General features: G+C 37.5%; 11 protein-coding genes. All 11 read left to right on the top strand.

Features of this window, described 5'->3' with window-relative positions; translation table 11 throughout:
* The first annotated feature begins 4 nt into the window (after positions 1–4).
* On the top strand, positions 5–1,936 hold the full coding sequence (locus ACE3RB_RS11280) for a type VI secretion system Vgr family protein (RefSeq protein ID WP_374464304.1): 1,932 nt from the start codon (positions 5–7) through the stop codon (positions 1,934–1,936).
* A 62-nt stretch (positions 1,937–1,998) separates the two neighbouring features.
* Positions 1,999–3,321: a hypothetical protein gene (locus ACE3RB_RS11275; RefSeq protein ID WP_374464303.1), complete on the top strand. Its 1,323-nt coding sequence runs from the start codon at positions 1,999–2,001 to the stop codon at positions 3,319–3,321.
* A 6-nt stretch (positions 3,322–3,327) separates the two neighbouring features.
* Entirely contained in the window at positions 3,328–3,936 is a 609-nt protein-coding gene (locus ACE3RB_RS11270) for a hypothetical protein (RefSeq protein WP_374464302.1), read from the top strand.
* Positions 3,937–4,030: 94 nt separating this feature from the next.
* Positions 4,031–4,228 carry a hypothetical protein gene (locus ACE3RB_RS11265; protein ID WP_374464301.1) on the top strand — a complete coding sequence of 66 codons (198 nt, stop codon included), beginning with the start codon at positions 4,031–4,033 and terminating at the stop codon, positions 4,226–4,228.
* 12 nt (positions 4,229–4,240) lie between these two features.
* Complete coding sequence (locus ACE3RB_RS11260; protein ID WP_374464300.1) at positions 4,241–4,564, top strand: hypothetical protein; 324 nt, start codon at positions 4,241–4,243, stop codon at positions 4,562–4,564.
* 343 nt (positions 4,565–4,907) lie between these two features.
* Positions 4,908–7,403, top strand: a complete 2,496-nt coding sequence (locus tag ACE3RB_RS11255) for an ATP-dependent Clp protease ATP-binding subunit (RefSeq protein ID WP_374464299.1) — start codon at positions 4,908–4,910, stop codon at positions 7,401–7,403.
* A gap of 64 nt (positions 7,404–7,467) precedes the next feature.
* On the top strand, positions 7,468–8,331 hold the full coding sequence (locus tag ACE3RB_RS11250) for a lytic transglycosylase domain-containing protein (protein WP_374464298.1): 864 nt from the start codon (positions 7,468–7,470) through the stop codon (positions 8,329–8,331).
* Positions 8,332–8,671: 340 nt separating this feature from the next.
* A complete protein-coding gene (gene tssD, locus ACE3RB_RS11245; protein ID WP_053328223.1) occupies positions 8,672–9,085 on the top strand; it encodes a type VI secretion system tube protein TssD in 414 nt (137 codons plus the stop codon).
* 189 nt (positions 9,086–9,274) lie between these two features.
* Positions 9,275–11,461 (top strand): type VI secretion system Vgr family protein, encoded by a 2,187-nt coding sequence (locus tag ACE3RB_RS11240; protein ID WP_374464297.1) that lies wholly within the window; start codon positions 9,275–9,277, stop codon positions 11,459–11,461.
* A gap of 32 nt (positions 11,462–11,493) precedes the next feature.
* Positions 11,494–12,351: a hypothetical protein gene (locus ACE3RB_RS11235; protein WP_374464296.1), complete on the top strand. Its 858-nt coding sequence runs from the start codon at positions 11,494–11,496 to the stop codon at positions 12,349–12,351.
* A 17-nt stretch (positions 12,352–12,368) separates the two neighbouring features.
* The gene (locus tag ACE3RB_RS11230) at positions 12,369–13,616 is read left to right on the top strand and encodes a PAAR-like protein (protein ID WP_374464295.1); all 1,248 of its coding nucleotides are present in this window, start codon (positions 12,369–12,371) and stop codon (positions 13,614–13,616) included.
* Positions 13,617–13,628 lie beyond the last annotated feature (12 nt).

Genomic DNA, 13,628 nt, shown 5'->3' with positions numbered 1-13,628 from the left:
GCATATGAAAACCGAATCAAAGACAAAAGGATCTTCTTTCCGTCCGTCACAAAATGCAGACGGAATATCCGAGAATCATCATACGGGCATCAACCGGCTGGTTAAATTGTCACTGGTTGTAGAAGGCAAAATTATTAAGTACTATAAACATTTCACTCTCAAACAAAAAGCGGGTCACCACCACGAATTCAATCTTATCCTTGCTCATGATGCGCTGGGAGACAGACAAAGCCATACTCTTGAAGAAGCTAATAAGTTCCTTGGAAAACGTCTGACAGCCGTTATGTCGTACAAAGATATTGAGAATAGCCCTGAAAGAAACTTCGTTGGGGTTATTACCAAAGTAGGATTCAGCCAGGAAAAGATGAGTCTTGGCAATATTGTGCTTTCAGGATACAGTCCGACCATTTTGCTGGATGGAGCTCCTCATATTCAAAGTTTTGGCGGTGGAAAGCCTGTGAATATGGGAATCATTGCAGAAGAAGTAATCAAACAGGGACTGGATAAAGAACGGTTTGATATAAGAGTGGATACCAACGATTATTCTCAGATTATTTACAGCAGCCAGTATAACGAAACCCATTACAATTATCTGGCGAGAATGGCAGAAGCGTATGGAGAACAATTCTACTACGATGGTGAGGTATTGCATTTTGGAAAACTTCCGCCGCAAAATAAACCTATAAAGCTGATATACGGAAGTAATGCAGACAATATCAGAGTAGAGTTAAAAGCTGTTCATACAAAACCTCAATACTACGGATATAACAGCAGTAAAAATGAAAAACTGACTTCAGGTGAAACGCCGGTCAGCCATCTGGGGGATCTGGCCCGTACAGCATATAGTCATAACGATAAAATATATAAAACTCCCGCATTACAGGTTGCACCCATCAAAGCAACCACACATCTGGATGTAGAGCACTCCCAGAGAAGTACATCAGGCAGCGAAGCGGTCAATGTATTTTCTGTTTCAGGTTCTACAACTGTTCCGTTTTTGCATCCGGGATGCGTTGCGGATATTCATATGAGAAAGCCGGATAGTAATGAAACTTCCTATTTTACAAAGGTGATGGTTACTGAAGCCGTTCATGAGATTGATACAATTGGCCATTACACAGGCTCTTTTGAATCCATAGCGGCTGATACAGGCTTTTTACCCAAACCGGAATTTACAATACCTGCTGCCCAACCGCAGATAGCAACAGTAATCTCAAACGCTGATCCAGAAGGCCAGGGCAGGGTTCAGGTAAGATTCGACTGGCAGATGAATGATACCACTCACTTTGTCCGGGTTATGAGTCCGGATGCAGGAGGAACCGATCAGATTACTCAGAACCGCGGGTATGTGGCAATTCCTGAAGTAGGAGATCAGGTAATGGTGAATTTTGTTCATAGTCATCCCGACAGACCCTTCGTAATGGGAGGAATGTTCCATGGAGGAATAGGTCTTGGCGGTGGAGCAGACAACCGTATAAAATCTATCCAGACAAGAAGCGGCCACAGAATAGTTTTCACTGAAGATGAAAGTATTATTATTACTGATAAAAGCGGTAATGAGATCCATCTGGATACTACAGGAAGCAATATCAATATTACAGCACCGGAAACCATGACCCTGAACTGTAAGAATATGAACATCAATGTAGGGGAGAATATGACTACGACGGTGGGAATGAATAAGTCTGATAGTATCGGATTAAATAATACCGAGACTGTAGGCGCTATGAAACTTACTTCGGTCATAGGAAATGTGAGTACATTTATTACGGGAAAGCTTACTGAGATCATTGAGGGAGATGTACACAGCGAAACAAAGAAGGAAAGAAATGAGATTTCGGAGAAGGAAATCAACATTACTTCCAACGCTTCCATTAACAAACATGCCCAGCAGGAAGTTCAAAATAACAGCGGTGAGAAATCTAAAGCACATTAGCCATGAGCAGAACGAGAATTGTAAAAGGCACCTACAACAAAATCTCACATGAAAATCATAATATGTATTCTCAGGAGAGTATTATTTCACGTGCCATGAAATGGATTTCTGAAAAGGGTAATGCTAAAGGGGTGAGCCATAATACGCCGCAATCTCCACCACTACAACAGCTTATACAATTGATTGTACAATTCAGGCCGAATAAAAACTGGAAAGGAGAGTTTGGCTTTGATTGGATGAGAATAGGAGATACGAGCCTTTTTAATGATCAAAAATTTGAGGATATTGTAGCTTATCAGTATGAAGATGCAAAGTTTACTACAAAAGTAAAAAATGACAATAAATATGATGGATACTTTGAGGTTAATGAAACAATGTTTAATAACCTTAAAAAAGAGTATAATCCTTTCTCTGTTGCATGGAAAACAAAAAAAGATAAAAAAACAGGAAAAGATGTTCCTGAAGAATATTTTATACCGTGGCTATCCATCCTAAAAGATAAAGAAGTTAAGATTACTTTTTTTGCAGAAATCCAACAGGAAGCTGATTATTTGGAGTTTACCAAATCTGATTATTTTATTTTTACTCCTGACAAAATAGAAATAAAAGGTAAAAAGAAAATAGCTTTGAACGATTATGAAGTGACAGTCAAATGCATAAAAGAGTTTACAGGTAATCAGACTATAGAGTTAAAAGCTTTTAAAACTGAAGCAGGTGCAACCGTTGAATCAATTGCCGGAAAAATAAATGTCTGGGCCAATGATAATACAAAACAGAAGAAAAAAGATGTTGTATTTGTTGAAATAAAGACTCCTGCTATTTCTTCAAAAAAAGAAGAAAAGCCAGTAATAAACGATGAAAAAAATAGGATTAATCAATATCTTGAGCAAGCATATATCAAATTATCAGATGATTCTGATATTGTTGAGCTAGATTTAACAGCAGATAAAAATTTTATTGATTTTGTAACCAATGGTGAGGTAGATCCTGATAAAAAGAGCGGAGGAAAAGAGCTTCAGGATTATTTGAAAGTTCAATTGGAAAAAGCTTATCCTAAGAAATACACAAAGCATTTCAAAGCATTTTATTTTGCTGAGCATGGTTACGATGTAGGGGGACATGTTTCCGGGTATTCAAATTATGGAGCAGATTATGTGGTCGTATTTAAAAGCAAAAACGATCAGACAGCAGCACATGAATTTCTTCATTCTATGAATTTAGCCCATACATTTGCAAATAAGGAGGCATCTTCTCACGCATTGTATACGTATGAGTATAGAAAGACAGATAATTTATTGGATTACTCGCATCATGGAGGAAATGACAATAAGCGATGTTCATTATATTATTGGCAATGGAGAAAGGCCAATTTATCTATAAAATAGGTAGTTATGAATAAAATAATAGTGTTAATATGGTTGAGTATATTTATACAATGCCAATCTCAAAAAATAGATAAATATATGATACCAATTGTTGATAATAAGTATGAAAAATTTGATATTGAAAATTTTCTAAAAAATTCTGTAAGAGGAACCTTGATTGTAAAGTCTAATGATGCTACTGTTGTAGAGGATAAGCAATCGTATGGATTTATAAAACAGGTATACAAGAAAGATGATATCTTTTGTCATACTGTCCTATATTACCCAACTGGAAAAATTAAGGAAAAAGGAATTACGTTCAATAATGGTACTGAAATAGGTATATGGTTCTACTATGATGAATCTGGTAAGCTCCTCAAAGAGGAAAACACAGATGAAGGCTACGACTTTAAACCTGCAGATATTATTGCATACTGTGAAAAGAATAAAATTGATCTGCCTAAAGGCTACCATGATTCTGGTTATCAGGCCAGAGTATTAAAACAGGATTTTGAAGGCAAAAAAGTATGGAGGATTTCTCACCAAATTGCAGGCGACAAAATAGAAGAAATCATTCTGGATGGTAAAACAGGAAAAGAACTTCAAAAGAAGACAGTACCTTTTTATAACCCATAATTACATGATTGATAAAAGATTTATAGAAAAACTATTCGTAGTATTCTTGTTGGTTTTTTTTCTACAATGTCGATCTCAGGAATTACAAAAAACAATGATTCCAAAAATTACTAATGAATTTGAAAAGATTACTATACAGAATTCTAAGAAAAAAGAGGATGACAGATGTATTGAAACTCCGGAAGAAAGAAAAGAAATCTTTTCTGCTTCTAAAGGTGGATATGGATTAAGTATTTACTATGAGAATTCTTTTTATAAATCAGATAAATTCTATTATAAAATGGTTACATAAAAAAATAAATCATTGTCATTTAACATGGGTTCTCCCGTAGGAATGTTATATTATTTTGATAAATCAGGTAAGCTTATTAGAGAAGAAAATACAGATGAAGGATATGGTTTTACTCCTGAAAAGGTAGTGAGGTATTGTGAAAAGAATAAAATTGAGCTTCCGAAAGGGTATCATGATTCCGGGGTTTATACCCGGGTTAGAAAAGATGTTCTCAATGGTAAAAAGGTCTGGGTAATAGAATACCTTATCCCGGACGGAGATATTCAAAAAGTTGTTTTAGATGGTCAATCAGGTGCAGAACTGGAGAAAAAAATGGTTCCGTTTGTGAGCAGTTAATATTAAAATGCTTTGAAAAGAATATTCTTTTTTCTAAATCTGGATTAACTAATAATTAAATTTATAGCTTATCCTATGGGTGAATTCATTAATTCAGCAATATTAATAACCTCTTTTAGGTAATAATCCAATAGAGGTCATGAGGGTAAAACAAAAAACCATGTTTCTTCTCTATTTGAAGAATTAACTATCTTTATATCATTTAGAATAAAATAACTAATTTTAGCATCACAAAAAGAAACAATTTTTTATACCCTTATAAAAGGGATGGAAAATATAGATCGAAACCATCAAATCAGCACATAAAACAGAACGCAAATATATTAATATAAGAAAATTATAAATGGGAGTACTAGTAACCAACGAAACAGTAAAGCAACTATTTCACATTGCTCAGTCAATAGCGAAGGAAAATTATAATGGAACTTATGGTGGCCCGCATATCCTGCAGGCTTTAATGCATAAAGATATCGGACTTAATGAATTCCTGAAAAGCATAGATAAAGATCCGGGCTACTTCTATGAATGGGCAGATGTCCGAATCGAAGAATACCCGAAAACCAGTCATCTTCCGGATGAAGTAGGGCAGGATGATGCAGTGGATACCCTTATTGAAGAGGCTGACGATATCCGCTTAAAATTAGGACTGGATGAGATTACTCCGATCTGCATCCTTACAGCCATTGTAAAACCACAGGTTGTATTCTCTCTTCAGCAGTTAAAATCACTTCCGTTGAGAGAACATGAAATCTTTAATCTGTACAGAAAAGATACTCCGTTTACTGTTTCAGAAGATGGGAACTTCTCATCATTATTTTCAAATGGTTCAGACTATTCAGATACTTCCTTTCCTTCCATTAAAAGTTACTGCGTAGACAGAACGGCACAGGCAAGAAAAGGAGAAATCGAAAATATTATCGGAAGAGATAAAGAACTTAGAATGCTGGTGGAAATTCTTTGCCGCAGAAGCAAAACGAATGTGATCATTATCGGAGAGCCGGGAGTAGGAAAAACAGCTTTGGTAGAAGGCTTTGCTACAGAAATTATTAAAGGAAATGTTCCTGAAATGCTTAAAAACGGTACCCTTTTAGAACTGGATACCGGAGCATTACTGGCAGGAACCTCTTATAAAGGTGAAATTGAAGACCGCCTGAAAAAAGTCATCAATGAATGTAAGAAAATTGAAAAAGCCATTCTTTTCATTGATGAAATTCATACCCTTTTAGACCCGAAAGGAAGTATCGGAAACGTTGCCAATCTCCTGAAGCCCGAGCTTGCCAGAGGTGAAATTACCGTAATCGGAGCTACTACACAGGAAGAATACAGAAAAATTATTGAGCCGGAGCAGGCTTTCAACCGTCGTTTTGAAGTGTTAACCGTTCTTGAACCGGACGAGAAAACCTGCGTCAAAATGATAGATGTACTTCTTGAAGGGTACAAAAAACACCACGGTATTGAAGTGGAAAAAACAGCCCTTCCCGAATGTGTACGTCTTGCCAAAAGATATGCCAAAGGTAAAAAATTACCGGATGCAGCTATCGATTTGTTAGACAGAACAATGGCTGCGATTAAAATGCTTGATGAACTTTCCGAAAAAGAACTTGAAAGCTGGAAAGAAAGTTATGATGCAATTTTGAAGGAAGAATATGCTGACAGCAAAGATAAAGCAGATGAGCTGATCTGGACTTACAATCTGTTGAGAGATAAAATAAGCCCGATTCTGTGGGGATCACTGAGTGAACAGCCTTCGATTGACAACTCTATGCCCGTAGATCAGATTCAGAAGATTATTGAAGATACCTACGCAGAGCTTTTACAGCATGCAGCTAAGAAAAGAGAAAAAGTAGACAGATTGGAACTGGCCGCGGTAATGGCTGCCAAAACCAATATTCCAATCGGGAAAATCCAGGCCCAGGAAAAAGAAAAACTTCTGAATATGGAATCCCTTCTGTTGAACAGAGTGGTAGGACAGGACCATGCATTAAAAATCCTTTCCGATGCCATTGTTGAAAACCGAAGCGGATTGAATAAGCCGGGACAGCCCATCGGATCTTTCTTCCTTCTGGGACCTACAGGAACCGGTAAAACAGAGCTGGCAAAATCAATGGCAGAATTACTTTTCAACGATGAAAAGGCAATGGTACGCTTTGATATGTCAGAATTTAAAGAAGAGCATTCCGCAGCATTGCTATATGGAGCGCCTCCGGGATATGTAGGATATGAAGAAGGAGGTATGCTGGTAAATAAAATTAGACAACAGCCTTATACTGTTGTATTATTTGACGAAATTGAAAAGGCCCACCATTCTGTTTTTGATGTCTTCCTTCAGATTATGGATGAAGGAAAAGTTCATGATAAATTAGGGAAAGAAGGAGATTTTAGTAATGCATTGATCCTGTTTACCTCCAATATCGGAAGTGAAGAAATTGTAAAACAGTTTGAAGAAGGGAAAATTCCGGAATCATCTTCACTGATGCAGATTATGTCAAATTCAGGACGGTTCAGACCTGAGTTCCTGGCAAGAATTACAGAGATCATTCCTTTTGCACCGATCACAGAATCCATCGCGGAGAGAATCTTTAATATTCAACTGAAATCACTTCATACTTCATTAACAAGGCTGGGTATCACTTTAAAAATAAGTGATGATGCTGTGAGAAACCTTGCATTAGGTGGATTCAGCAGTAAGTACGGAGCAAGACAGATCTCTGGAGTAATCCGTGCACAGCTTGCAAGACCTATCTCTAAAATGATTGTCAGAGAAGAAGTAAAATCCGGACAAACTATACATGTAGATTGGAATAAAGAAGAAGAAAAACTAAGCTGGAAAGTAGATTAAGTATACAGTAAAAAGGCAGATCTGCAAACCGTTTTTTTGCCTTTTGCTTATAAATAAAATTAAAATGAAAACGATTGTCAGAAATATCTTTACAGGTTTTCTATTATTAGGATCCGTTATCATGATCAACGGACAGTTTCTTGCCGCTTCCGATACTTCGGAAAGCAGTGTGAAAAAGTACAGGAGTATCATTAATGCCAATAAAGATCTGGTAGAATTTATTGAGCAGTTACTTCTTCAGAAAGGACTTCCCAAACATTTGAGAAACCTGGCTCTGATTGAGTCTAATTTTGACAGAAATATCACTTCAGGAGCCGGAGCAGTAGGGGTTTGGCAGTTTATGACTGCACATGCCAATCAGTACGGGCTTACTGAGCAGGGACGTACGGATCTTTATAAAAGTACCAAAACAGCGGCTATTTCTTTAAGTAACCTCTATAAAAAGTATAATAATTGGGTGACAGTAGTCGCTGCTTACAACTGTGGCGAAGGAAATATAGCCAAGGCAATGGAAGCTGCAGGTTCCTCTCAATATCATGAATTTTATAAATATCTTCCAGGAGAAACCATTAATCACGTGAAGAAATACCTGAATGCATGTTATGCTACCGGAGAACTTCAGAGTGTCCTGAATAACTATAATTCATCAAGAATCAATAAGGTATTTTTTGAAGGAGACCGGAAAGAGACTGCTGCTGCACTTTCAGAAACAGAAATCAATGCCGGATTCAATCTGAATGTTGTTGCGGCTGAACTGAATATAGGAGTAGATAAAATTCTTGCCTGGAATCCGGGAATTGTAGAAGAACTGCAGAAAAAAGGGGAAAGCCCTTTCTATCTTCCGGTTGATCTGATGCCTGATTTTCTGCTGAGAAAAAATAAAATATTGGTTCGTTCCATAAAAGAAGGCGGAAAGGCTCAACAGTAGATACTATCGAATAGAATAAAAAGACGCAGCAGGTTTCTTACTTGCTGCGTTTTTCATTACCTGTTAAAAATATATTAATTTTATTAAAAGAATCTTAATATTTCTCAATAATGTGGAAAATTGTTGATTTTATTTATCCTTTTAAATGTGTTGAAATCCTTTAGTAATCGTGTATTGAATAGATTTATTAAATCCAATGTCGTAGAATTACGACAATAAATCGTAGAACTACTACACTTTTTCAGATTTATATTCAAAAGTTTTTTTTAGCAGTAAAGAGCCTCTATCTTTGCTATACAATCACTGAATCACAAAATATTAACGATTAAAATTTACAATCATGGCAGAAAGAAATTCAAGAGGAATCTTAAAATTCAACAACGGAGAAGGACAGAAGCTGTTAAAAATGAATTACAGCGTATCAAGATCTACAGACGTATCAGGACGTGTAGCATCAGATCCTTCCAATGCACTCATCAAGGTTACGGTAGAAGCTACTGAAAAATCAGACATCCTTGAAAGTTTATTAAATGGTAAATACAAACCGACCGTAGGAGAAATCACCTTCAACAAATCTCATGAAGAAGGAACACTGATCACTCTGAAATGGGAGAACGGATATGTAATCCAGCACGAAGTAGACTTTGATGCTATTGACAGCAACAGTATGCTGATCAGCTTCGTAGTAAGTGCTGAAACCATTGACTACGGTACTTCTCAGTACGCAGGACTATGGCCTTCAGCAGGTAAATAAGCCTATTCATCATCTTAGTAAAAATAAAATTGGTACAGGACAGCGGGCAAGAGACGCTGTTCTGTTTTCTGCTTTAAAATAAGTTTCAGATAAATAATCACTCAATAGAAACCATATCTGAAATTTACAGAGCCGGTAATAATACCTACAGTTTCAATTCAATATTTATTAACTTAAACACGCAACACTATGTTTCAAGATGATAAAATTAAAGTAAAGAATTCTCAACAATCTATCAGCCAGGATAAAGAGACAATCAAAAAAACTGCACAGGAAAATGCGGTTGCAAAAGCAGAGGAAAAGGTACACAAAGCAGGGGATAAAATAAAAAAAACAGCAGAAACTGCGCAACATTTAAACCCGGTACAAGAAACAGGTAAGTTTCTGAATCAAACGCTGGTTTCCAATGATCCTTCCGTTGTTGAGACAAAAGTGTGGGCCAAGCAGCCTACTTCAAAAATACATAATGCAGAAGCTATTTCTCAGAGTTATATAGCAGGAATCAATCGGGTTATCAGGCTCGATGTCATTATTGAAGGACAGATCATTAATCATTTCAAGCATTTTAAGCTGGTGCAGAGTGCTACCAGGCACCATGAATTCAGTCTGATGCTGGCCCATGATACCTTGGGTAAACCGGAAAACCACAATCTGGAAGAAGCTCAGAAATTTTTAGGAAAAAGAATCACAGTTGTTTTCAAATATAAAGATATTGAAAAAGGAGCTGAACGTAATTTTGTAGGAGTGGTTACAGAAGTGGGATTCAGCCAGGAAAAAGGAAGTCTTGGAAATATTATGATCAAAGGCTACAGCCCAACTGTACTTTTAGATGCTGCTCCTCATATTCAGAGCTTTGGAGGAAGCCAGCCTGTAAGTCTGAACAGTATTGCTGATCAGGTAATTAAAGAAGGACTGGGACAGCATAAATTCGATTTCAGAGTAGATGCACAACATGGAAATATATCCTACAGCTCACAATATGAAGAAACCCATTATAATTATCTCGCCAGAATGGCCGAAGCCTATGGAGAGCAGTTTTATTATGATGGTGAAGTTCTGCACTTCGGGAAACTGCCGCCTCAGGAAAAGCCTGTAAGGCTTACTTATGGAAGCAGTGTAAGTGATATTGCCATCAAAATGAAGGCCCAGCATGTAAGTCCTACCTTTTATGGCTATAACAGCAGTAAAAATGAGAAGCTGACAACTGGCAGTTCAAAAATTAACCATACATCAGATATTGCAAGACGAGCTTACGAAATATCAGAAAAAACTTTTACAACCCCTTCTTTGAGAGTTGCTCCTATCAAAGCTTCTTCCTTTATGGATATTGATGCTTCCCAGAAGGGAACCGCAGGAAGCAAAGCTTCAGAAGTCTTCGTTACTTCGGGAACCACAACAGTTCCTTTCTTATATCCGGGATGTACCGCAGATATCGAAATGCGCAAATCCGGGAGTAATGAAACGACTTATTTTACCAAGCTGATGATTATTGAAGTTACTCACGAAGTAGATGCCAGAGGCTATTACGATGGTAAATTTGAAGCAATTGCCGCAGATACAGGATTTATCCCGCGTCCCGAATTTCAGATGCCAAAAGCAGAAGCCCAGTTTGGAAAAGTAATTTCAAATACAGATCCTTTAAACCAGGGAAGAGTACGGGTGCAGTTTGATTGGCAAAGCGGACCAGATACTACTGAATTTATCCGCGTAATGACCCCGGATGCCGGAAGTAGTGATAAAGTAAGTAAGAACAGAGGATTTATGGCTGTTCCGGAAGTCGGCGACCAGGTTATTGTCAATTTTGTACATCAGCACCCGGACCGTCCGTTTGTGATGGGAGGAATGTTCCATGGTGGAATAGGTGGTGGTGGCGGAGCCGGTAACAATATAAAAAGCCTGAGCAGCAGAAGCGGAAATAAATTAGAATTAAATGATGGTGAAGGCTCGGTATTTCTAACGGATCAGGGCGGGGCCAATATGAAGTTTGACGGAGCAGGAAATGTCCAGACCAATGCCAATAACAATAAAACGGTAAACGTAGGAAATAATAATACGGTAAATGCCGGCAGTACAAATTCCATTAATGTCGGAGGAAAAGAAGGTGGGGCAGCCAATTCAGTCCTGACAATGGATGCAGACGGAAATATTTCTCTGGAAGGAAAAACAAAAATTGAAATAAGGGTAGGTCAAAACAGTATCACAATTACTAAAGAAGGCATTACTATATCTGCCAAAGAAGGAATGCTGGATTTGAATTCATTAAAAAATGCATTACTGGTAACACAGGATAATCTGAGTATTCACAGTAAAGCAGTCACTTCAATGAATGCTACGGGAGATATATTTATTACCGGAAGTAATGTTGATATTAACTGATGCCGCGAATGTATTCTAAAACGTATTAAAACATGACTTTGGACCCGAATAAAGTTGAAAAAAATGACCAGTTGTCAGGATTTAAATATGCCTGGTATAAAAAAGGAGAATATCATATCAATATCAAATCCTATCTTACTTTAGGTACAGGGAAGGCTAACGAGACAGAAATAGAAGAAGACTGGGTAGTAATGCCGGGAGAATACAATCATATTACCATACAGTCTTCTACCCAGCGATATATTCAGGCAGACGGACAGATGCAGCCGTTTTATGAGATCCTTGAACAAATAAATAAAGCGACGGAGGTTGTTGAATTATCTTTAAATACCGATAAAAGTATTCATGAAGTAACCAATAAAAATGAAATTGTAAGCAGGTGGGAAGAGATAAAAAAGGATCTTCATTTTTTTGAGCTGGTAAAAGAAAGTTATAAAGTATTTATTCAGATCTATGATCAGGAATTTAACAATATAGATCGTAATATCAGACAAAACTTTTTGTATCAGATCATGTTTTATCCTTTACCTGTATTCAGCGGAGGAAGTTTTACAGATGAAATTCCTGTAAGAACAACGTTGTCAACCCTTTTCCCGGGGGAAGAACTTGAGTACAGTTCCTTATACAGAATTTCAAACAATAAAGATGGAGGTTTCACTGTTAAACTGGATGGCGAAAGTAAAGGGAACCAGTCCCGTTTTGAAAGTATTTATAAAGATAAATATCAGAGAACACTTGGAAATGCTCTGGAATATAAGTACGCCATTGAGGGAGAGTATGTTTATAATGAAGATTCTGTATTATCAGAGGTCATATTTCATATGAAAGAAGAACTGAATGAAAAGATGATCTATGTTTGCAGGTACCATATAAAGTTAAATAAAAAATAACAATTAATACCATCACTATGAGTCAATTATATATTGCACAGGATACTCCGCTTACTTGTAGTAAAGGCCGGAGACTTATAGGAATTGGAGTCAGTTCCCAGTCTTCAGTAAAATTGAAAAAAGGAGCTAAGCTGATGGCTACGGAAAAGGACCGGTTTAAAGACAATTTTATTTGTCCTGAAATGATGATGGCAGGAGCATTAGCAGGTGTGGCAGTAGCGGCAGCTTTCTCCGGAGGTCTTTTTGTTTTGGCTGCGGCAGCCTGGGCAGGAAGTGCCCTCATAGATGACTGCCTCAATATCTGTTCATTTTTATGCAAGGGAAGCGACTGGCAAAATACCCATCCCAAAGTAAAAATTGAAAATAAAAAACCTCTGTTGCAAAATTCCAGTTTACACTGTTTCATAGGAGGTAAAATTACCTTTCATTTACCTGTTGCCCAGCTGCAGGAGGCCTCTATTGCCAGTAGAATGGCTCAGGATTCTTACGAAGATAACGGGAAGAATACCAACATTGAAGGGTATACAAGAATCAATACAGATGATCAGGCTGAGCTGGATAAGCTGTTCGGTCCCGGAGTGTTGAACAGCAAAGATTTCAACACCAATAAAGATAACGGTTTCTTTTCCTCTTTATACTATAACAAAGAAACAGGAGATTATTTTGTAGCATTCAGGGGATCCGAGCCTAAAGGAATGCAGTTTTATCATGACTGGCTTATTGAAGATGGAGGGCAGGCTCTTGGCTTTGCAACCCCTCAGATAGAAAAAACGAGAATGCTCGCTGAAAAAATGGATAATGCTACCGGAGGAAAAGTGAAATTTACAGGACACTCATTAGGAGGAGGAAACAGTGCCATGGCTTCCTATTATACCGGTCTTCCGGGATATACCTTCAATGCAAGAGGAGTACATGGCAATACACTTGATTATCTTGATAAAAAAGGTGCCGTAAAATCAACTTCAAACATTATCAATTACAGTACAAGTAATGATATTCTTAACGGGCTGCAAAATAACAGGGAAGGTCTGCTCTCTACATTGGCTTTATCCAGAATTCCGGGGCTTAATAAAATTGCGATTTTTGGCGGTCTTACGGGAGGAGTTCCAAGGGCTTTAGGACAACAGCATGAAATCTTCGGATACATTGATGATAATGAAGGGCTTGGAATTAAAACCATTGGAAGCGGACATAGCGCATATAATGATGCGTTTCAGGCGATGCTGGCCACTATAAATACTGATGTTGTAGCTAATAATACATAATATGAAACCAAT

This window comes from Chryseobacterium sp., assembly GCF_041914225.1.
GTDB lineage: Bacteria > Bacteroidota > Bacteroidia > Flavobacteriales > Weeksellaceae > Chryseobacterium.
The sequence above is the reverse complement of the archived record's forward strand: the minus strand, read 5'-3'. Positions and strand labels throughout refer to the sequence as shown.

What these genes read in the sequence shown, in the direction of transcription:
- ACE3RB_RS11280 (WP_374464304.1), top strand. Translation starts at nt 5, where the DNA reads ATGAAAACCGAATCAAAGACAAAAGGATCTTCTTTCCGTCCGTCACAA.
- ACE3RB_RS11275 (WP_374464303.1), top strand. Translation starts at nt 1,999, where the DNA reads ATGTATTCTCAGGAGAGTATTATTTCACGTGCCATGAAATGGATTTCT.
- ACE3RB_RS11270 (WP_374464302.1), top strand. Translation starts at nt 3,328, where the DNA reads ATGAATAAAATAATAGTGTTAATATGGTTGAGTATATTTATACAATGC.
- ACE3RB_RS11265 (WP_374464301.1), top strand. Translation starts at nt 4,031, where the DNA reads ATGATTCCAAAAATTACTAATGAATTTGAAAAGATTACTATACAGAAT.
- ACE3RB_RS11255 (WP_374464299.1), top strand. Translation starts at nt 4,908, where the DNA reads ATGGGAGTACTAGTAACCAACGAAACAGTAAAGCAACTATTTCACATT.
- ACE3RB_RS11250 (WP_374464298.1), top strand. Translation starts at nt 7,468, where the DNA reads ATGAAAACGATTGTCAGAAATATCTTTACAGGTTTTCTATTATTAGGA.
- tssD (WP_053328223.1), top strand. Translation starts at nt 8,672, where the DNA reads ATGGCAGAAAGAAATTCAAGAGGAATCTTAAAATTCAACAACGGAGAA.
- ACE3RB_RS11240 (WP_374464297.1), top strand. Translation starts at nt 9,275, where the DNA reads ATGTTTCAAGATGATAAAATTAAAGTAAAGAATTCTCAACAATCTATC.
- ACE3RB_RS11235 (WP_374464296.1), top strand. Translation starts at nt 11,494, where the DNA reads ATGACTTTGGACCCGAATAAAGTTGAAAAAAATGACCAGTTGTCAGGA.
- ACE3RB_RS11230 (WP_374464295.1), top strand. Translation starts at nt 12,369, where the DNA reads ATGAGTCAATTATATATTGCACAGGATACTCCGCTTACTTGTAGTAAA.